Genomic DNA, 20,522 nt, shown 5'->3' on the forward strand with positions numbered 1-20,522 from the left:
CTGCCTGTTAGAGCGGGATAATGGTTAGGAGGGATGCTCCTTCCTCCCGCGCTTTACTTTTTAAGCGAGGAGAGAAAATGATGAAGTTTATTACATTTCGTCTTCCTTCACAAGAAATGCGAGCTGGCTGGCTTGAAGGTGACAAAGTTATTGATATGCATATGGCAAGCCATGGGGCACTTCCGTCCACAATGATTTCTTTTTTAGAGAAATCTGATGAATATATGAAAATCATTAGTAAGATTGGTACGCCAGAAAGAGGGATTTATCATATTACGGATGTAGAGCTTTGTGCACCTTTACCAAACCCGGGAAGTATCCGTGATTTTTATGCGTTTGAACAGCATGTAAAGACAGCACGGGGCCGCCGCGGTTTGGAGATTGTTCCAGAGTGGTATGATATTCCTGTTTTCTATTTTACGAATCATCGAGCTGTTATTGGACCGGAAGAAGCTATTGTTTGTCCAGGCGCAACGAAGAAACTTGACTATGAATTAGAGATTGCTTGTGTCATTGGCAAAGAAGGTAAAAATATTTCACGCGAGCAAGCGCATGAATATATTTTCGGATATTGTATTATGAATGATTGGAGCGCTAGAGATTTACAAGCGCATGAAATGAAGGTCGGACTTGGACCGGCAAAAGGAAAGGATTTTGCTACATCGCTTGGACCGTATATTGTGACGAAAGATGAGTTAGACGCGTATCGAAATGAAGATCGTTACAATTTAGAAATGACAGCTCATATTAATGGTGAACAATGGTCCAAGGGTAATTTTCAAGATATTTATTATACGTTTGCTGAAATGATTGAACGAGCATCTCAAGGTGTTACGTTATATCCAGGAGATGTACTTGGTTCTGGTACAGTTGGAAGCGGCTGTATTTTAGAACTTGGAACAGAGAGATGGCTGAAAGCTGGCGATGTGGTAGAGTTGAAAATTACTAGTTTGGGAACATTGCGTAATACGGTAAAAGCAGAAAAGGAAGCGGGGGATGAGCATGTATTATCGTCGCATGGGGGAACTTCCTCGTAAACGACATGTACAGTTTCGTAAACAAGACGGAACGCTTTATCGTGAGCAAGTTATGGGGACGAAAGGTTTTTCTGGTACGCAATCTATTTTGTATCATCACTACATGCCAACAGAAGTTGGGCATGCTTCTTTAGTACGATCTTGTCAGGTGCAGTATGAAGAAGACGTGGCGTTAGCACATCGTCATTTTCGGACGAAAGAATATAGAAAAATAGGAGATGCCGTGAACGGAAGGAATTTTCTATTAGGAAATGAAGATCTATTAATTGGGGTTGTAAACCCAACGGAAAAAATGGACTATTTTTATCGCAATGGTGATGGAGATGAAATGCTATTTGTTCATTATGGATCTGGAAAAATTGAGACAATGTTCGGTACGATTCATTACCGAAAAGGAGATTATATTATAATTCCAATCGGTACGATTTACCGTGTAATCCCTGAAGCGGGAGAATCGAAATTTCTCGTTGTTGAAGCGAATAGTCAAATTACAACGCCGCGTAATTACCGAAATGAGTACGGACAATTGTTAGAGCATAGTCCGTTTTGTGAACGTGATATTCGTGGTCCAGAGACGTTGGAAACGTATGATGAAAAAGGTGAATTTGTTGTGATGACAAAATCTAGAGGATACATGCATAAGCATGTTTTGCAGCATCATCCTTTAGATGTTGTTGGCTGGGATGGACATTTATATCCATGGGTATTTAATATTGAGGATTTTGAGCCAATTACAGGACGCATTCATCAGCCACCGCCAGTACACCAAACATTTGAGGGACACAACTTTGTCGTTTGCTCATTCGTTCCGCGTCTATATGACTATCATCCAGAAGCAATTCCGGCACCATATTATCATAGTAATGTAAATAGTGATGAGGTGCTCTATTATGTAGAAGGCAATTTTATGAGCAGAAAAGGCGTGGAGGAAGGGTCTATTACGCTTCATCCAAGCGGGATTCCACATGGACCCCATCCTGGGAAAACAGAAGCTAGTCTTGGTAAAAAAGAAACAATCGAACTAGCGGTTATGATTGATACATTTCGTCCACTACGCGTTATAAAAGATGCGCATGATATGGAAGATGAGCAATACATGTATAGCTGGCTAGAACAAGGCACATATACCGTATAAGGTGAATGACTATGATGTATGAAGAACAACAAGCGCACTCATTTGATGAGTGTGCCTGTTGTCATAAAGGAATCGACTTATATAAAATACCAAAAATATTTGTAAAATGATATATAAATATAAAAATATAAACTGTTTTTATGATTTTTATTTCATTTTAATTATTAATACCATAACGCACCACACTACTTTGGATCATTCAAAATAGTGGTGGAAGGACAAAGTTTCCATTAAGTTATTGACGAAAAAAGGTGAAATAAGTAAAATGAATGTAAATATTAAAATTTTCAGAAAATTATAAATGTTGAGGTGCTGAGTATGAAGCAAATCTTTCAAAAAAAGCCGATTACACAACTGTTGCAAGAGGGAAGTCAAAAGAAATTAGATCGAACATTAGGAGCGTTAGATTTAACGATGTTAGGGGTAGGGGCAATTGTTGGGACAGGTATTTTCGTCTTGACTGGGGTAGTTGCTGCGAAACATTCTGGACCTGCTATTATTTTATCTTTTGCATTAGCCGCGCTAGCTTGTGCCTTTGCTGCCTTTTGCTATGCAGAATTTGCTTCTAGCGTACCGGTATCTGGTAGTGTATATACGTATACATACGCAACGATGGGAGAAGTGTTTGCCTTTTTAATTGGATGGGATTTAATGCTTGAGTACTTATTAGCAACATCAGCTGTTGCTAATGGATGGTCCGCATATTTTCAGTCTTTATTAAAGGGGTTTGGAATTCAAATTCCAACAATTTTAGCGTCTGCTCCTGGGGCAGGAAAAGGTGGAATTATTGATTTACCAGCTGTTTGTATTATTTTAATTATGACGATCCTTCTATCACGAGGTGTTCGTGAAAGTGCCCGCGTAAATAATATTATGGTATTTATTAAATTAACCGTTGTACTATTGTTTATCTTTGCTGGGTTTAAGTATGTAAAACCAGAAAACTGGACACCATTTATGCCGTTTGGTTTTGATGGCGTAATGGTAGGTGCAGCGACAGTATTCTTTGCTTTTATTGGTTTTGATGCTGTTTCAACAGCGGCGGAAGAAGTAAAACGTCCGCAGCGTGATTTACCAATTGGTATTATAGCGTCGTTATTAATTTGTACTGTTTTGTACATTGCTGTTTCGCTTATTTTGACAGGTATTGTACCGTATGGACAATTAAATATATCAGATCCAGTAGCATTTGCACTTCAATTTATTGGACAAGATGGTTTAGCAGGCATTATTTCAGTAGGTGCTATTACAGGGATTACAACTGTTATGTTAGTTATGATGTATGGTCAAGTCCGAGTGTCGTATGCAATGAGTCGTGACGGTTTATTACCGAATCGTTTTGCGAAAGTACATCCGAAGTTTAAAACACCGTTTTTAAATACATGGATAACAGGGATTGTAGCAGCGCTTATTTCAGGACTTGTTGACTTAAGTGTGTTAGCTCACCTTGTAAATATCGGAACTCTATCTGCGTTCGCACTTGTAGCAGTTGCGGTTATTGTAATGCGCAAAACACATCCGGATTTACCTCGTGCATTTAAAGCGCCGCTTGTGCCAGTTTTACCAGCATTAACAGTGATTTTCTGTTTATATTTAATGCTTCAATTACCGGCAATTACATGGAAAAGCTTTGGAATTTGGATGGTAATTGGAATAGCGGTCTATTTCTTATATAGTAGAAAAAATAGTGCGTTACACAAAGAAGCAGATAATAAAAACACCGTGAATTTATAAAGTGAAACTTCCATCAGTGGGGGGCTTTATCCCCCGCTGATGGTTAGCCCTCACCAATCGGGCTCTTACGGGCAGTTATCTCCCACCTAGCTTCTTTGCTTTCTTTCAATCTTGAGGTGGTGGGAGTCTTACTGCCCGTTAGTGCGGGATAAAGTTGAAAGCCGTTCGTAGAAAAAGAACGGCTTTTTATTTTTGAAAATTTACATTTTTCTAAAAGTGATATAAGATGAAAATTGGTTTCTAAAGTAAAATTTTAGGTGTTTTCTGGTTAAAAGTAATGAGAGAAAAGGAGGGGGAATATGAAGAAAACATGGCAAGAATTAAAGCAGATGGATCGTAATGTTTGGATTCGATTTATTGGAGAAACGTTAAATGGAATTGCAATGATGATGTTAATGCCATTTTTTGCATTATATTTAAAAGATAAAGTAGATTCACTGCTACAAGTGGGAATTATTATGGCGCTGTCTCCAATTGCGGCAAGTTTTGGTTCTCTTATAGGTGGCCGAATTGCCGATGTTTATGGAAGAAAGCCAATTATGATATTTTCAATGGCTAGCAATGCGATTTTAATGCTGGGGTTCTTATTTATAGATGGATTTATACCATATGCTATTCTATCCGTTTGTTTAGGACTTAGTAATTCGTTGTTCCATCCAGCAGCTTCTGCGATGGTAGCTGATGTAACAGAACCTGAAAAGCGAACAGAAGCATACGGTTTGCTGCGAATGGGGCATAATATCGGAGCGGCAATTGGGCCGATTCTAGGTGCTTCAGTTGCATTGCTTTCTAAAACGGTTATTTTTATGATTGCGTCATCTTCTATGCTATTTTATGCATTACTCGTTTTACTACTTATTCAAGAGACAATGCCAAAAGGTGCAATAACACAAATGAATAAGGAAGGAGAAACGAAACAATCTGTATGGAAAGTTGTGTTTCAGGATAAAATTTTACTCATTTATTTGTTAACAGGAATTGTTATTTCGATGGGATTTTCGCAAACAGAAGGCATGCTTCCTCTTCATTTTGATAATGAAATGAAAGAGATATTTGGAATGAATAATCCGTATCCTTATTTAATGGCCATGAATGGACTTTTGGTGGTTTTGTTTCAATTTCAAATTTCGAAATGGGCGACAGATAAACCGGTAGGAAAAACGATGCTATATGGTGCTTGGTTATTTGGCATCGGTCTTCTTGCGATTGGATGGCTTCCGAAATGGTTTGGTGAAATGGGAACAAATGCTACTGTAGTTCTAATTACGCTATTAATTGTATATGCGATTTATACATTAGGAGAAATGGTTATGTCTCCTGTCCAAATGACGTTTGTAGCAAATTTAGCACCTGAGCACCTGCGAGGTACATATATGGGAGCGGCTAGCTTACAATGGATTACGGGTAATGCGTTTGGTCCGCTACTTGGAGGTGTTTTACTTGATCGTTTGTTGGGTCATATGTTATTTACAATTTTAGGAATCGGGTGTGTGATAGCAGGACTTGTTTACATATCATTAGACCGACTTGTAGAGCAAAAACAAAAAGATAACATGGTAAAGCAAACGTCATAAAGTGAAACTTTAATCAGTGGGGGTATTACTGCCCGCGAATAGCGGGATAAAGTTTTCATTATACACAAATAGGTTCTTTTTCTCATATTATTAGGTACATAACTAGAAAAATTGTTACGACGACGTGGCTATCTCACTATTTGTGTTCAGTTTCGCTTTTTACGAAAATAGGAACTATCTATTTTCGTAAAAAGTGCTACAATAGAAAAATGAAAACAAACGATTAGGGTGATTTCATTATGAAAATTAAATTAGGTTTATTATATGGTGGGAAATCAGCAGAGCATCAAGTTTCTTTACAAACAGCTTTTGCTGTTAGTAAAGCGTTAGATCAAGAAAAATTTGAGGTTCATCCAATTTATATTACTGAACAAGGACAATGGATTCGCGGCGAGCGTATTGAAGGTGAAGTAAAGAACGTTCAAGCGTTACAATTGAACGGAGAAGAGAACGCAATTTCTCCTATATCATTAAGTTCAGAGATTATCCCGATGTCAGCTTCTGATAAAGGGAATACAATTGATGTAATCTTCCCGTTATTACATGGACCAAATGGTGAAGATGGAACAGTGCAAGGTTTGTTAGAACTTATGAATATTCCATATGTAGGGAACGGTGTATTAGCATCGGCTGCAGGTATGGATAAAGTTATTATGAAAAATATTTTTGCAGAAGCGGACTTACCGCAAGCAAAATATGTTTCGTTCATTCGCAGTGCTTGGGAGAAAAATCGCACAGCGGCGTATGAAAAAATTGAAGAAACATTAGGCTATCCATGTTTCGTGAAGCCAGCAAATCTTGGCTCGAGCGTTGGAATTAATAAATGTAAAGATCGTGCTGAGTTAGAGAGTGCATTTGAAGAAGCGTTCCAATTCGATCGTAAAATCATCGTAGAAGAGAATATTGTTGGTCGTGAAGTGGAAATTGGTGTATTAGGAAATGATGAACCGAAATGTTCGGTTGTAGGTGAAATTGTAGCTAAAAAAGAATTCTATGATTATAAATCAAAATACATTGATGGCGATACGGCGATGGTTATTCCTGCTGAAATTACGGAAGCGGAATATGAGAAGATTAAAGAGTATGCGATTCGTGCATTTCAATCTTTAGATGGTGCGGGATTAACGCGAGCAGATTTCTTCTTAACGAAAGATGGTGATGTATTTATTAATGAAGTAAATACAATGCCAGGATTCACGCCATTTAGTATGTTCCCTCTATTATGGGAAAATACAGGATTGGCGTATCCAGAGCTTATTCAAGAATTAGTGCGCTTAGCGATTGAACGTCATGAAGAAAAACAAAAAATTAAATATACAATCTAACAAGAAAGGAGAAGCACTATTCAAATGAATAGTGTTTCTTCCTTGTAAGGAGTGTTTTTTATATGATACAACGAACAGCGAAGCAAGTTGAGCAAATGGTATGTGGAACTAGTTTAGCGGAGCAGTGGAATGATATAGCGATAAAAGGTGTTTCCATTGATACAAGAAAGATTGAACAAGGAAATTTATATGTTCCGATTCAAGGAGAACGTTTTGATGGTCATACTTTTGCGAGGAAAGCGATAGAAAATGGTGCTGTTGCAACGCTATGGAAAAAAGGTGTAGCCAACCCGCCAGAAAATGTACCAGTTATTTTTGTGGAAGATACACTACAAGCATTGCAGACATTAGCGAAAAACTATCGTGATCAATTAAATGTGAAAGTAGTTGGTGTAACAGGGAGTAACGGAAAAACATCAACGAAAGATATTGTGACAAGCTTACTTGGAGCAAAATTTAAAGTGCAAAAAACAGAAGGGAATTTCAATAACCATATCGGACTTCCGTTGACAATTTTAAATTTAGAAGAAGATACAGAAATAGCTGTATTAGAGATGGGAATGTCGAGCCGTGGTGAAATTGAATTTTTGTCAAAGCTTGCTCGTCCTGATGCAGCGATTATCACAAATATTGGAGAAGCACATTTAATGGATTTGGGCTCTCGTGATGGAATTGCAGAAGCGAAGTTAGAAATTGTGACAGGTTTACAAGATAATGGTGTATTTGTTTATAACGGAGATGAGCCGTTGTTAACTACACGTGTACCAGGCATGAATTTATCAGCAAAGACAATTACATTCGGTGATGCAAGAGCGAATGATTACTACCCAGTATCTGTAAAGTTGGAAGCGACAGGTACACAATTTAAAATGAATCAAGCGCAGGATGTAGTGTTTTATTTGCCCGTTCTTGGGAAACATAATGTATATAACGCATTAGCATCAATGGCGGTCGCTGAGTTCTTTGGCGTAACGTGGGAAGAAATGAAACAAGGTTTAGTGAATTTGAAAATGACAGGCATGCGTATGGAAGTTGTAAAAACGGATGCAGGGTTAACAATTATTAATGATGCATATAACGCGAGTCCGACAGCGATGGAAGCGGCGTTCCATTTAATGAGTGAATTAAATGGATTTTCCAAAAAAATTCTCGTGCTTGGCGATATGTTGGAGCTTGGTGACCAAGAAGTACAATTTCATTATGAAGTTGGAAAATTAATTGATCCGGCCCGTATTGCATATGTATTTACGTACGGTACGTTAGGGGCGCAAATGGCAGAAGGTGCAAAAATTAATTTTTCTAATGAACGCGTGAAGGCTTACGATAATAAAGAAGAACTTGTTAAAGATTTAAAAGAAGTCGTTGATGTGAAAGACGTTATATTAGTAAAAGCATCTCGTGGAATGAAATTAGAAGAAATTATCACGATGATAAAGTGAAACTTCCATCAGTGAGGGGTTTCTTTGTTGCTCTGCATATGGTCTGTTCTATTACTTGGTTACTGCCCGTTAATACGTAATAAAAAGAAACGCTTACAACACGGAGAGTGAAAAGCTAGAATAAAGATGGAAAAGTCCATATGTAAAATTAGGGAAGAGTTGGGTTTGCTTTTTACCCATACAAAACTTATAATTGATAGGGTGTAATAACGTTGTAGAGTATTTTTGTGATAAATGTAGGCCCGTTTATATATGTGAACATAAGGGAAAGGGCATTTTCCGCAAACACGGAAAATGTCTTTTTTGAATGGATAGTTAGGATAATTACTCCTGCCATTTGAAAGTTATAATTGTTTGAAGTTGGGGTTTTACTGCCCAAGAATAGCGGGATAAATTTGTCTCGGGACTACTTTTGTCTAGCTTTACGTTTGGATGTTTGAAGTACGCATACTTGTTACATTCATTTTTCAAAAGCTAGTTTTATTATAATTGTCAGGCAACCTTGCGCTGATGACGCATTTTGTCTGAAGAAGACTTAGCCCAACCTTACTTGGATATCCTGTAAATATGAGAAGAAGGAATAATCTGGGCTATTTTAGATAGAAAAGGAGAAGTAAAATTGACAACATTTCGAGAGTTAGGATTAAGCAGTTCTTTGTTACAGTCTGTTGAAAACATGGGGTTTGAAGAGGCAACACCAATTCAGGCAGAAACAATTCCAGTAGCCTTACAAGGTTTGGACATCATTGGTCAGGCTCAAACAGGTACAGGAAAAACAGCTGCATTTGGATTACCACTATTAGAAAAAGTAAATACACGTCAAGATACAGTTCAAGGTATCGTTATCGCGCCAACTCGTGAGTTAGCAATTCAAGTAGGTGAAGAGCTATACAAAATTGGTCAGCATAAGCGTGTGCGCATTTTACCAATCTATGGCGGTCAAGATATTAACCGTCAAATTCGCGCGTTGAAAAAAGGTCCACACATCATTGTGGGTACGCCAGGACGTATTTTAGATCATATTAAACGTAAAACACTTCGTCTGCAAAACGTAGAGACAGTTGTTCTTGATGAAGCAGATGAAATGTTAAATATGGGCTTCATTGAAGATATTGAAGCGATTTTAACAGATGTTCCTGAAACACACCAAACATTATTATTCTCAGCAACAATGCCAGATCCAATCCGTCGCATTGCTGAACGCTTCATGAGTGAGCCTAAACATATTAAGGTTAAAGCTAAAGAAGTAACAATGCCAAACATTCAGCAGTTCTATTTAGAAGTGCAAGAGAAAAAGAAATTTGACGTATTAACACGTTTATTAGATATTCAATCTCCAGAGCTTGCAATCGTGTTCGGTCGTACAAAGCGTCGTGTTGATGAATTATCAGAAGCATTAAACTTACGTGGCTATGCAGCAGAAGGAATTCATGGTGATTTAACACAAGCGAAGCGTCTTTCTGTATTACGTAAATTTAAAGAAGGTTCAATTGAAGTTCTTGTTGCGACAGATGTAGCAGCGCGCGGTCTTGATATTTCAGGTGTAACGCACGTATATAACTTTGATATTCCACAAGACCCTGAATCGTACGTACACCGCATTGGTCGTACAGGTCGTGCAGGTAAAACGGGTCTTGCAATGCTATTTGTAACACCACGTGAAACGGGCCAATTAAAGAATATTGAGCGTACAACAAAACGTAAAATAGATCGTATGAACCCGCCGACATTAGATGAAGCTTTAGAAGGCCAACAACGTTTAATCGCTGAAAAGCTTCAAAGCATTATTGAAAGTGAAAACTTATCATACTACAAACGTATTGCAGAAGAGCTGTTAGAAGAGCATGATTCTGTAGCGGTTGTAGCAGGTGCTTTAAAAATGATGACAAAAGAGCCGGATGCAACGCCAGTTTCTTTAACATCAGAGCCGCCAGTAGTTTCAAAAGATCGTTCTAGAAAGAGAAACGGAAACGGAAACGGAAGAGGTGGTTATCGTGATGGTAACCGCGAAGGCAATCGTAATCGTGAAGGCGGCCGTAACCGTGATGGCAACCGCAATCGTGGCGGTCGTAAAGGAGAAGGTCAAGGACGCGAAGGGCGTGAAGGGCGTTCTGGAGCTCCTAGAGGACGCGGTGGCGAAAGAAAGCATCAAAGCCGTAAACCACAATCTAACTAAATATATAGAAAAGAGGCAGCCTTTTTCGAAAGGCTGTCTTTTTTGTTTCTTCATTTGGACATACTACATAGAAACTTGTATCGGAAATGAGGAAATAGAATGCTTGTAAAGCTTGGGTATGTTGCGATGAGTGTGCATGTCAAGGATGCTTCTCCTTCGCAAACAATGACGTATACACAGTTTCAGCGAATACAAGACCGAGAAGCGGCAATTAAAAAATTAGAGAGGATTTCTAATTCTAATTTGGAGAATTGTTTACGGTTGTTAAAGCATAATTATGGACATGATATTTCATTCTTTCGTTTAAGTTCGAAATTAATTCCTCTGGCAAACCATGAGGCATTGTTAGGGTGGGATTATATAAAGCCTTTGCAAGAAAATTTGCGGAAAATTGGAGAATACGCAAAACAAAAAGGAATGCGAATTGACTTTCATCCAGATCATTTTGTTGTTTTAAATTCATTGCGTCCACCCATTTTAAAGCAGTCCCTAAAAACATTAAAAATGCATGGGAAGTTACTACAGGGAATGGGAATCGATAGAACGCATCGTTGTGTTTTACATGTTGGCGGTGCATATGGGGATAAAGAACAAGCGCTAGAACAATTTATTGAAAATTGGTCGCTTGTTCCAGCGTGGATTCAAAAGATGATTATGCTAGAAAATGATGACACAACATTTTCTTTAAAAGAGACGCTATACTTAGGGGAAAAACTTGGAATCCCGGTAGTTTTTGATCTACATCATCATATGATGAATCATGATTTAGACGAATGGGAAACCCACTGGGAACGTGTTGTGCAAACGTGGGAGCAATCCCCTTTGTCGATTAAAATGCATATTTCGAGTCCGCGAGAAGGGAAGGATCCGCGGGCGCATGCCGATTTTATTGATTCTGATTATTTCATTTCTTTTTTGCAATATATAAAAGGAAGTGTTCCGGAAATTCACTGTATGATAGAAGCGAAACAAAAAGACGAAGCTCTCTTACGGTTGATGAGGGATATGATAGGTAAGACGGGAGTGGAGATAATAGATGGTGCAAGCTTTTGGGTGAAATAAGCTTATGCACCATCTGTTTTTTTTATGAATAATGGTCCTAAGCAAGCTCCTGTAAGTAATCCGGCTAGATGGCTAATTGAATTTGTTGTTGGATCAAGAAATGTAAATGCAAGGAGAATAAATAAAATGATAACAAAGAGAAGAATTTCTTTTCTTCTAGTAGGCTGAAATTGCATATAGAATAGGTAAAGCTGCACTCCTAGTAGTCCGAAAATAGCACCAGAAGCTCCTGTATGAGTATATTGGGGCGAAAATAAAAAGTAAGAGGCAATATTTCCGGTGATTCCAGACGTAAGAAACACAAATAAAAATCGAATGCTATGAAGTTGTTTTTCTAATGAAAATCCAAGCGCAAAGCAGCAGATGCTATTGGATAGGAAATGAGAAAATGTTGTATGAACAAATAATGGAGAAATGAGTCGCCACCATTCTCCGTCAGCTATACACTCGTTACAGGCGATTCCGGTAGATAAGCTCTTATTTCCTACCAATAGTAAAACAAGTTGTATAAAAAGTAGTGCCGTAGTAATCGGAGGGAAAGAAGAAAATGAGTATTTTAATGGAGTATTCATATTTACACTCCTTTTGCTGTTAACGTATTGTCTGTTATTCTTACAATATGAAAGTGAGAGAGAAAATAGAAGGAAGGAACGGAAGGATATGATTGTAGGAGTTGGAATCGATATTATTGAAATTGAAAGAATTGAAAAGATGATAGAAGGGCAACCGAAATTTATAGAGCGTATTTTAACGGAAAATGAGCGTCAAGTGGCATACACGTTAAAAGGAAAGAGACGTAGTGAATTTGTTGCAGGGCGCTTTGCAGCGAAAGAAGCGTATTCGAAAGCGCTTGGTACTGGAATTGGAAAAGAGGTTAGTTTTTTGCATATTGAAATTATGAATGATGAAAGAGGAAAACCTATTTTGCTTGCGAATACAAGTTATACTATCCATCTTTCGATTAGCCATAGCCGAGAGTTTGCGGTAGCGCAGGTTGTTTTAGAAAGCCCGTCAAGCTAGTCTGCATATTTCATCTCCTTGTCTCATATATTTGAGTAGCGTTAAGGAAGAGGTTTTCTTCCACTTACTTATTGAGGCAAAGGGGCTGAACGTATGAAAAGGCGGCTATTTTTGTTTATTGTCGGTTTGTTGACCGTTTTTCTGTTAGCAGGTTGCATGGAGAAGAAGAAAGAAGATGTTGTGCAAGATTTGAATGAAAGAGTAAAAGACATGAAAAGCTATCAAGCCGAAGCGAAACTATCGATTAAAACAGGAAATGAACCACAAGTGTATGATGTTGAAGTTTGGTATAATAAACCCTCGTATTACCGAGTTAATTTAAAAAACGCAAAGAAAGATCAAAGTCAAATTATTTTACGAAATGATGAAGGTGTGTTTGTTCTTACTCCATCTTTAAATAAAAGTTTTCGCTTTCAAAGTGATTGGCCGCAAAATAGCAGTCAAGCATATTTATATGAATCACTTGTAAGGGATATTTTGAATGATAAGGACCGTTCGTTTAAGAAAACAGACAAATATTATGTGTTTGAAACAAAAACAAACTATCATCATCAAAATATGTTGCCAAGGCAACAAATTACATTTAATAAAAAAGATTTATCGCCTGTTTCGGTGAAGTTGATGGATAACGATCAAAATGTTCTTGTGCAAGTAGATTTTTCGAAAGTAAAGTTTGATGCGAAATTTGATAAAGGTGCATTTGATACGAAGCAAAATATGTCTAGAGCACAAGTAGATATACAAACGGCAGCTCAACAAGAAAAACCATTAGCTGTTTTGTACCCAAGTGATACACCACAAGGCATGACTTTAAAAGAAGAGAAAGAATTTAATGAAGATAATGGAAAACGTAGCATTCTCACGTACACTGGTAATAAGAAGAGTTTTACATTAATACAAGAAAAGGCGAAAGTAGCACCAACTATTGCTATGCAAAGTGTAAGCGGGGAGCCTGTTGATTTAGGTTTCACTATTGGGGCATTAACAAAAGATTCTGTTACATGGTCACATAATGGGGCGGAGTATATGCTTGTATCAAAAGGTTTGAAACAAGAAGAATTATTAATGGTAGCACGCTCTGTGACTCAGAAACAAGTAAAGTAAACAACTAAGACGTGGTGACTACAGTGTACACCACGTTTTTTAGCACGTTTTAATTTATCCCGCTTTAACGGGCACTCAAGATGCAGAGAGAAACAAGGAAGCTAGATGGGGGATAAAAAACCCCCACTGATGGAAGTTTCACTTTATTGATAAAAATTTTTATGTAATCTGATGAAATAAAGGTGAGAAAAAAGTGAATATAAAAGAATAAGCTTTGCATATCGTATAAAGGAAGTGTTTTTTCTAGATGGAAAAATCGCCATTTTATCGTGATACGTGGATCGAGGTAAACTTAGATGCGATTTATGAGAATTTAACTCGTATTAAGTCTATTATCCCGAAAGGTGTAGAGATTTTTGCTGTTGTGAAAGCAAATGCATATGGTCATGGATCAGTGCAAGTTGCAAGTGCAGCATTAGCGGCGGGGGCAACAAGGTTAGCGGTTGCTTTTTTAGATGAAGCTTTGGTTTTGAGAAGAGCTGGAATTAAATCGCCTATTTTAGTATTAGGTCCTTCACGTCCAGAAGATGTTAATGTGGCAGCGGAGAATGATGTTACATTAACTGTATTTCAAAAAGAATGGATAGAAATAGCGAAGAAGGTGTGGTGTTCTTCAGATTCATTACATTTTCATCTTAACTTCGATAGTGGGATGGGGAGAATTGGAATTCGTGAAAAAGATGAATTGAAAGAATTTCTAAAGAGTCTACAAGGTGCTCCCTTTCTTAAGTTTGAAGGAGTTTATACTCATTTTGCAACAGCTGATGAAGTAGTAACAACTTACTTTGATAAGCAGTATAATACTTTTTTAGAACAATTAAGCTGGCTAAAAGAATTTGGAGTGAATCCAAAGTTTATTCATACAGCTAATAGTGCGACAACTTTACGTTTTCAAAGCATTACTTTTAATGCCGTCAGAATAGGAATTGCGATGTATGGATTGACTCCATCTATACAGATCGGCCCTTTTTTACCAATTAAGCTTGAACCGGCATTGTCTTGGCATACAACGGTTATGCATATAAAACAGGTGATAAAAGGTGATGGTATTAGTTATGGCGTCACTTATCGAACGGAAAAAGAAGAATGGATTGCTACATTGCCCGTTGGATATGCTGATGGTTGGTTGCGTAGGTTGCAGGGACTTAAAGTTCTTGTAAATGGTATAAGAGTGCCAATTGTGGGGAGAATTACAATGGATATGCTGATGCTTCACATGCCGTATGAAGTACCGCTTGGGACAAAAGTCACTATAATTGGAAGACAAGACGATCAGTATATTAGTGCTACTGAGGTTGCAGAGTATTTAGGGACAATTAATTATGAAGTGATTGCAACGATTAGTTTTCGTATTCCACGTGTATATGTGAAAAATGGAAAAGTTGTAGAGGTGGTAAATTATTTGAGTGATATATAAAAGGGGCTTCCGGAGTTTAAATGTACGCTTATAATAGCAATGTTTTTTACTAGATGGCAATTTGCGAAACTCGCTTTAGAAGAATAACATAGAAAAGTACAGGGAAATGAATGTTTTATTTCCAAGTTGGAAAACATAAAACAAGACATTAGGAAGTCTTTGCAACAGGCCCTATACAATGGTATTATTACAATAGGTGTCATATATGTGTGTGTAGTTGACGGTGGAGGTGTATTTTTGTGTCCGAATCAAGTGTAACTACTGAAATCGTTGTTCGGTTGCCGAAACAAGTGGTAACAGAATTAGACGGAATTGGAAAACAAGAGAATAAGAATCGCCATGAACTTATTTGCCAGGCAACACAATTGCTATTGCGCCAACATAAAACGAAGAAGCGCTACCAGCATGAATCAATGAGACGTGGGTACATTGAAATGGGAAAAATCAATCTTGGTATTGCATCTGAAGCTTTCTTAGCAGAGTATGAAGCAGCTCATACAGTAGAACGCTTAGTTAGCGGGGGGTAATCTTTTGATTGTAAAACGCGGCGACGTGTATTTTGCAGACCTTTCCCCAGTTGTTGGTTCTGAGCAAGGAGGCGTTCGTCCGGTTCTTGTCATTCAAAATGACATTGGGAATCGCTTTAGTCCTACTGTAATTGTGGCGGCCATTACTGCACAGATTCAGAAAGCAAAATTGCCCACCCATGTGGAAATCGATGCAAAAAAGTATGGATTTGAGAGAGATTCGGTTATCTTGCTCGAACAGATTCGAACAATCGATAAGCAGCGCTTAACGGACAAAATCACTCAGTTAGATGATCTGATGATGAATCGTGTAGATGAAGCTCTGCAAATTAGTCTAGGACTGATAGATTTTTAGTTCAACGTTGAAGTTGCTCTCTTTTAAGAGCAACTTTTTTTATTATTGAAGGAGGTTTTGTTGCAAATGGAAATGGTAGATAACCGCCAAGAATTAATGAAAATGTTAGCGAAAGAATTGAATTTTTCAGAGAAGCAAGTTCGTCATGTTATTGAGTTAACAGAGGAAGGTAATACAGTCCCTTTTATTGCTCGTTATCGAAAAGAATGGACAAATTCGTTAGACGAGGTGCAAATTCGTTCGATTTTAGAAAGATGGCAATATATCACTCAGCTTGAAAATCGTAAAGAAGAAGTGTTGCGTTTAATTCATGAAAAGGGAAAGCTTACAGAAGAATTGCGTCGTAACATTGTATCTGCAACAAAACTACAAGAAGTGGAGGATTTATATCGTCCATATAAAGAAAAACGAAGAACAAAAGCGACAATTGCGAAAGAGAAGGGATTAGAACCTTTAGCAGATTGGCTATTAACGTTTGCGAAGGATGATGTGCTAGAAAAAGCAAAAATGTTCGTAAATGAGGAAAAAGAAGTCCAATCACCAGAAGAAGCACTGCAGGGTGCAAAAGACATTGTTGCGGAATATGTGTCCGATGAAGCATCTTATCGTAGTTGGATTCGTAATACTACCTTTAGAAAAGGAACGATTTCAGCAGTTGTAAAAGATGAAGAAAAAGACGAAAAAAATGTATATGAAATGTATTATGGCTATGAAGAGCCGCTGCAAAAGGTTGTTCCTCATCGTATATTGGCTATGAATCGCGGTGAAAAAGAAGAAATTTTAAAAATAACAATTGTGCCTCCAGTTGAAGAAATTCTTCAATTTTTACATAAAAAAGTAATTCATAATTCATGTGCTTCAAGTACTTCTTATGTACAAGAAGCGATTGAAGATGGTTATAAGCGTTTAATTCAACCGTCTATTGAAAGGGAGATTCGTAAAGAGTTAACAGAAATAGCGGAAGAACAAGCGATTCATATTTTTTCAGAGAACTTACGGAATTTATTGTTGCAGCCACCGATGAAAGGGAAAGTAGTATTAGCTGTAGATCCGGCGTATCGTACAGGATGTAAACTTGCGGTTGTAGATGATACGGGCAAAGTGCTTCATATTGATGTCATCTATCCGCATCCACCTGCTCAGAAATATGAAGAAGCGAAAAAGAAATGTATTTCAATTTTAGAAAAGTATGAAGTAGAAGTAGTTGCAATTGGAAATGGTACGGCTTCTCGTGAAACGGAAGAATTTGTAGTAGATGTACTACAGGCGGCTGTGCGTGATGTGTTTTATATTATTGTCAATGAAGCTGGTGCAAGTGTGTATTCTGCATCAGATTTAGCGAGAGAAGAGTTTCCTAATTTACAAGTTGAAGAAAGAAGTGCAGTTTCCATTGGAAGACGTTTGCAAGATCCGCTTGCAGAATTAGTGAAGATTGATCCGAAGTCTGTTGGTGTGGGACAATACCAGCATGATGTGTCGCAAAAACGGTTGAATGAATCATTAACGTTTGTTGTTGAAACAGCTGTAAACCAAGTTGGAGTGAACGTAAATACGGCTTCGGTTTCCTTGCTGCAATATGTTTCTGGTTTATCAAAAACTGTTGCGAAAAACATTGTAAAAAAACGTGAAGAGAGCGGGAAGTTTACGAAACGTGCTGAACTGAAAGATATACCGCGCTTAGGTGCAAAGACATATGAACAATGTATCGGTTTTCTACGTGTAGTAGAAGGTGAGAATCCGCTTGATCGAACGAGTATTCATCCAGAGCAATATAAGAATGTGGAGTTATTATTGAAAAGTTTAGGATTATCTATTACAGATGTTGGACAACCTCATTTGCAAAAATGTTTAGAGGAAGTAGAAATCTCCTCGTTATCAGAGCAAATAAACATTGGCGAACCTACGCTGCGCGATATTATTGATGCCCTTATTCGTCCAGAGCGAGACTTACGTGATGAATTACCAAAGCCGCTTCTTAAAAAAGGTATCTTAAAACTAGAAGATTTAAAACGCGATATGGAATTGGAAGGTACAGTTCGGAATGTTGTTGATTTTGGTGCTTTTGTAGATATTGGTGTGAAGCAAGATGGATTGGTTCATATTTCTAAAATGAGTAAGCAGTTTGTAAAACACCCATTAGATATTGTTTCTGTCGGACAAATTGTAAAAGTGTGGGTCGATGAGATTGATATGAAAAAGGGACGCGTCGCCTTATCTATGCTGCCGACAGAAGGCTGAAAAAATGAATGATTGGGTGCCGCGCCTATGAATAACTTTTCTATTAGTTGAATGAAAGGGGAGTGGAATGTTAGTCCGCTCCCTTTGTTTACTAAGGATGTTGCTTTTTTTTATAAAAAAACCAGCATTCGTTAAGTAATTTAATTTGATAGCGGTTTTTTTCATAATAAGCACGCCGCATTTGTTTGCGAAGCCATGCTGGCATATGAATCCCTCCTTTTACAGGAATGAGGATGGGTATATGTACTATTTAATGTATGCATGAGACAAAAAAGACGTGTAGATTTATTTTTATGGGTAGGAGAGATAAGGATGCGTGAAATAGATATTCAGGGATTAGTGGAGGAAGTATCGATAAAATATTTTGCGAAACCTTTTTTGCATGAAGCAACATTTAATAAACGTTTACGTACGACAGGCGGACGGTATATATTGGGGACACACAATATAGAATTAAATTATCGTTATTATCAAACTTATGGAGAAAAGGAATTAATTGCAGTAATTAAGCATGAGCTTTGTCATTATCATTTACACCTTATGAGAAAAGGGTATCAACATAGGGATAGGGATTTTCGTGAGTTGTTGAATAAGGTAGATGCGCCGCGTTTTTGCAAAAGAATCCCCGATGAGAGGAAAGAGAAGAAACAATACATATATGTTTGTTTATCGTGTGGTTTTCAATATATAAGAAGGAGAAGAATGGATACAAATCGCTACGTTTGTGGAAAGTGTAAAGGGCGTTTGAAGTAGGTAAAAAAACACCTTGACAGTTAAAAATCAATCCAGTATATTATAAACATGTCAGCTCACTACAAGACATTGTAGGAAGTGCTTGACTTGTAAAATGATTTTTTATAAGATAAAAAATGTCTTTTTTATTCCGCAGTAGCTCAGTGGTAGAGCTATCGGCTGTTAACCGATCGGTCGTAGGTTCGAGTCCTACCTGCGGAGCCATATAATATAGAGAAGTACCCAAGTGGCTCAAGGGGCTCCCCTGCTAAGGGAGTAGATCGCTTACGCGGTGCGAGGGTTCGAATCCCTTCTTCTCTGCCATAATTTTGGCCCGTTGGTCAAGTGGTTAAGACACCGCCCTTTCACGGCGGTAACACGGGTTCGAATCCCGTACGGGTCACCACTTCGGAGGATTAGCTCAGCTGGGAGAGCACCTGCCTTACAAGCAGGGGGTCGGCGGTTCGATCCCGTCATCCTCCACCATATAAAATAATGAATAGTATCATCGCGGGGTGGAGCAGTCTGGTAGCTCGTCGGGCTCATAACCCGAAGGTCGCAGGTTCAAATCCTGTCCCCGCAACCAAATGGTCCCGTGGTGTAGTGGTTAACATGCCTGCCTGTCACGCAGGAGATCGCCGGTTCGACCCCGGTCGGGACCGCCATTTAAACTTCTAATAGATGGAAGTTGTTTTTTTTGTTAGAGGGTATGATAAAATGTATTTCTTCACTGAAAAATCTTGTGAAGCGAATTTAAGTGATATCCACAAAGATGTTAATTTATTCGATTAAATCGATGGGCTATAGCCAAGCGGTAAGGCAACGGACTTTGACTCCGTCATGCGCTGGTTCGAATCCAGCTAGCCCAGCCATTTAAGAGCCATTAGCTCAGTTGGTAGAGCATCTGACTTTTAATCAGAGGGTCGAAGGTTCGAGTCCTTCATGGCTCACCATTTATTTTGATTTCGCGGGTGTGGCGGAATTGGCAGACGCACCAGACTTAGGATCTGGCGCCTTTGGCGTGGGGGTTCGACTCCCTTCACCCGCATATGCGGTCGTGGCGGAATGGCAGACGCGCTAGGTTGAGGGCCTAGTGGGGGCAACCCCGTGGAGGTTCAAGTCCTCTCGGCCGCACCAAAAAAGAAATAAAAAAAGTGCTTGCATTAATCTTACCACCATGGTATATTAATAAAGTCGCAAAAAACAAACAACATACATTAAGCGCCCGTAGCTCAATTGGATAGAGCGTTTGACTACGGATCAAAAGGTTAGGGGTTCGAGTCCTCTCGGGCGCGCCATTTACGGGAAGTGGCTCAGCTTGGTAGAGCACCTGGTTTGGGACCAGGGGGTCGCAGGTTCGAATCCTGTCTTCCCGACCATGCGGGTGTAGTTTAGTGGTAAAACAAGAGCCTTCCAAGCTCTGGTCGAGAGTTCGATTCTCTTCACCCGCTTTTAGTTCTTTGAAAACTGAACGAAACAAACAACGTGAAACGTCAATTTTTATTTATGATGCTAGACAAACTTTATTGGAGAGTTTGATCCTGGCTCAGGATGAACGCTGGCGGCGTGCCTAATACATGCAAGTCGAGCGAACCGATTAAGAGCTTGCTCTTAAGAAGTTAGCGGCGGACGGGTGAGTAACACGTA

At 38.5% G+C, this 20,522-nt stretch carries 17 protein-coding genes, 13 tRNA genes and 1 rRNA gene; 29 read left to right on the plus strand and 2 right to left on the minus strand.

Going from position 1 to position 20,522, the window contains the following annotated elements; all coding sequences use genetic code 11:
• The first annotated feature begins 80 nt into the window (after positions 1-80).
• From WAZ07_RS20525 to uvsE, 8 genes are all read left to right on the plus strand, one after another.
• Positions 81-1,037 (plus strand): fumarylacetoacetate hydrolase family protein, encoded by a 957-nt coding sequence (locus WAZ07_RS20525; protein WP_336473934.1) that lies wholly within the window; start codon positions 81-83, stop codon positions 1,035-1,037.
• A complete protein-coding gene (locus WAZ07_RS20530) occupies positions 1,003-2,172 on the plus strand; it encodes a homogentisate 1,2-dioxygenase (RefSeq protein ID WP_336473918.1) in 1,170 nt (389 codons plus the stop codon). Before WAZ07_RS20525 ends, WAZ07_RS20530 begins: the two co-directional genes overlap by 35 nt.
• A 318-nt stretch (positions 2,173-2,490) precedes the next feature.
• The gene (locus WAZ07_RS20535; protein WP_336473919.1) at positions 2,491-3,906 is read left to right on the plus strand and encodes an amino acid permease; all 1,416 of its coding nucleotides are present in this window, start codon (positions 2,491-2,493) and stop codon (positions 3,904-3,906) included.
• Positions 3,907-4,205: 299 nt separating this feature from the next.
• Complete coding sequence (locus WAZ07_RS20540; protein ID WP_336473920.1) at positions 4,206-5,480, plus strand: MDR family MFS transporter; 1,275 nt, start codon at positions 4,206-4,208, stop codon at positions 5,478-5,480.
• 236 nt (positions 5,481-5,716) lie between these two features.
• Complete coding sequence (locus WAZ07_RS20545; RefSeq protein ID WP_336473935.1) at positions 5,717-6,805, plus strand: D-alanine--D-alanine ligase; 1,089 nt, start codon at positions 5,717-5,719, stop codon at positions 6,803-6,805.
• Between the two features lie 62 nt (positions 6,806-6,867).
• Positions 6,868-8,244: a UDP-N-acetylmuramoyl-tripeptide--D-alanyl-D-alanine ligase gene (locus WAZ07_RS20550; RefSeq protein WP_336473921.1), complete on the plus strand. Its 1,377-nt coding sequence runs from the start codon at positions 6,868-6,870 to the stop codon at positions 8,242-8,244.
• Between the two features lie 619 nt (positions 8,245-8,863).
• A complete protein-coding gene (locus WAZ07_RS20555; RefSeq protein WP_090917257.1) occupies positions 8,864-10,420 on the plus strand; it encodes a DEAD/DEAH box helicase in 1,557 nt (518 codons plus the stop codon).
• Between the two features lie 99 nt (positions 10,421-10,519).
• The gene (gene uvsE, locus WAZ07_RS20560; RefSeq protein WP_336473922.1) at positions 10,520-11,482 is read left to right on the plus strand and encodes a UV DNA damage repair endonuclease UvsE; all 963 of its coding nucleotides are present in this window, start codon (positions 10,520-10,522) and stop codon (positions 11,480-11,482) included.
• Positions 11,483-11,484: 2 nt separating this feature from the next.
• Here the strand turns inward: uvsE and WAZ07_RS20565 are convergent, their stop codons facing one another.
• Positions 11,485-12,054, minus strand: coding sequence for a rhomboid family intramembrane serine protease (locus tag WAZ07_RS20565; RefSeq protein WP_336473923.1), 570 nt, complete (start codon positions 12,052-12,054; stop codon positions 11,485-11,487).
• Positions 12,055-12,142: 88 nt separating this feature from the next.
• Between WAZ07_RS20565 and acpS the strand changes: the two genes are divergently transcribed.
• The 6 genes from acpS (at position 12,143) to WAZ07_RS20595 (ending at position 18,143) form a co-directional block, all read left to right on the plus strand.
• Positions 12,143-12,502: a holo-ACP synthase gene (gene acpS, locus WAZ07_RS20570; RefSeq protein ID WP_336473924.1), complete on the plus strand. Its 360-nt coding sequence runs from the start codon at positions 12,143-12,145 to the stop codon at positions 12,500-12,502.
• 156 nt (positions 12,503-12,658) lie between these two features.
• Positions 12,659-13,606: a LolA family protein gene (locus WAZ07_RS20575; protein WP_336473936.1), complete on the plus strand. Its 948-nt coding sequence runs from the start codon at positions 12,659-12,661 to the stop codon at positions 13,604-13,606.
• Positions 13,607-13,853: 247 nt separating this feature from the next.
• Positions 13,854-15,023, plus strand: coding sequence for an alanine racemase (alr, locus tag WAZ07_RS20580; RefSeq protein WP_336473925.1), 1,170 nt, complete (start codon positions 13,854-13,856; stop codon positions 15,021-15,023).
• 239 nt (positions 15,024-15,262) lie between these two features.
• Positions 15,263-15,550 carry an antitoxin EndoAI gene (locus tag WAZ07_RS20585; RefSeq protein WP_000004571.1) on the plus strand — a complete coding sequence of 96 codons (288 nt, stop codon included), beginning with the start codon at positions 15,263-15,265 and terminating at the stop codon, positions 15,548-15,550.
• Between the two features lie 4 nt (positions 15,551-15,554).
• The gene (gene ndoA / locus WAZ07_RS20590) at positions 15,555-15,905 is read left to right on the plus strand and encodes a type II toxin-antitoxin system endoribonuclease NdoA (RefSeq protein ID WP_020063273.1); all 351 of its coding nucleotides are present in this window, start codon (positions 15,555-15,557) and stop codon (positions 15,903-15,905) included.
• 66 nt (positions 15,906-15,971) lie between these two features.
• Entirely contained in the window at positions 15,972-18,143 is a 2,172-nt protein-coding gene (locus WAZ07_RS20595; RefSeq protein ID WP_336473926.1) for a Tex family protein, read from the plus strand.
• Positions 18,144-18,234: 91 nt separating this feature from the next.
• Here WAZ07_RS20595 and cmpA read toward each other — a convergent pair whose 3' ends face one another.
• Positions 18,235-18,348, minus strand: a complete 114-nt coding sequence (gene cmpA, locus WAZ07_RS20600; protein WP_020063275.1) for a cortex morphogenetic protein CmpA — start codon at positions 18,346-18,348, stop codon at positions 18,235-18,237.
• Between the two features lie 107 nt (positions 18,349-18,455).
• Here cmpA and WAZ07_RS20605 point away from each other — a divergent pair, with 107 nt between their 5' ends.
• The 15 genes from WAZ07_RS20605 to WAZ07_RS20675 form a co-directional block, all read left to right on the plus strand.
• The gene (locus WAZ07_RS20605; protein ID WP_336473927.1) at positions 18,456-18,896 is read left to right on the plus strand and encodes a SprT family protein; all 441 of its coding nucleotides are present in this window, start codon (positions 18,456-18,458) and stop codon (positions 18,894-18,896) included.
• 129 nt (positions 18,897-19,025) lie between these two features.
• A tRNA-Asn gene (locus WAZ07_RS20610) sits at positions 19,026-19,100 on the plus strand.
• Positions 19,101-19,108: 8 nt separating this feature from the next.
• Positions 19,109-19,199 (plus strand) — tRNA-Ser (locus WAZ07_RS20615).
• A 7-nt stretch (positions 19,200-19,206) separates the two neighbouring features.
• Positions 19,207-19,281 (plus strand) — tRNA-Glu (locus WAZ07_RS20620).
• 4 nt (positions 19,282-19,285) lie between these two features.
• A tRNA-Val gene (locus WAZ07_RS20625) sits at positions 19,286-19,361 on the plus strand.
• 23 nt (positions 19,362-19,384) lie between these two features.
• Positions 19,385-19,461: transfer RNA gene (locus WAZ07_RS20630), tRNA-Met, on the plus strand.
• A 3-nt stretch (positions 19,462-19,464) separates the two neighbouring features.
• Positions 19,465-19,540 (plus strand) — tRNA-Asp (locus WAZ07_RS20635).
• A gap of 132 nt (positions 19,541-19,672) precedes the next feature.
• A tRNA-Gln gene (locus WAZ07_RS20640) sits at positions 19,673-19,747 on the plus strand.
• 5 nt (positions 19,748-19,752) lie between these two features.
• Positions 19,753-19,828: transfer RNA gene (locus WAZ07_RS20645), tRNA-Lys, on the plus strand.
• A gap of 14 nt (positions 19,829-19,842) precedes the next feature.
• A tRNA-Leu gene (locus tag WAZ07_RS20650) sits at positions 19,843-19,923 on the plus strand.
• 3 nt (positions 19,924-19,926) lie between these two features.
• A tRNA-Leu gene (locus tag WAZ07_RS20655) sits at positions 19,927-20,012 on the plus strand.
• 84 nt (positions 20,013-20,096) lie between these two features.
• Positions 20,097-20,173 (plus strand) — tRNA-Arg (locus WAZ07_RS20660).
• Between the two features lie 4 nt (positions 20,174-20,177).
• Positions 20,178-20,254: transfer RNA gene (locus WAZ07_RS20665), tRNA-Pro, on the plus strand.
• A 1-nt stretch (position 20,255) separates the two neighbouring features.
• Positions 20,256-20,326, plus strand: a tRNA-Gly gene (locus tag WAZ07_RS20670).
• A 72-nt stretch (positions 20,327-20,398) separates the two neighbouring features.
• Positions 20,399-20,522: ribosomal RNA gene (locus WAZ07_RS20675) — 16S ribosomal RNA — on the plus strand; the annotation flags it as partial.

The organism is Bacillus bruguierae (assembly GCF_037104725.1).
In the GTDB taxonomy this organism is placed as follows: Bacteria; Bacillota; Bacilli; order Bacillales; family Bacillaceae_G; genus Bacillus_A; species Bacillus_A bruguierae.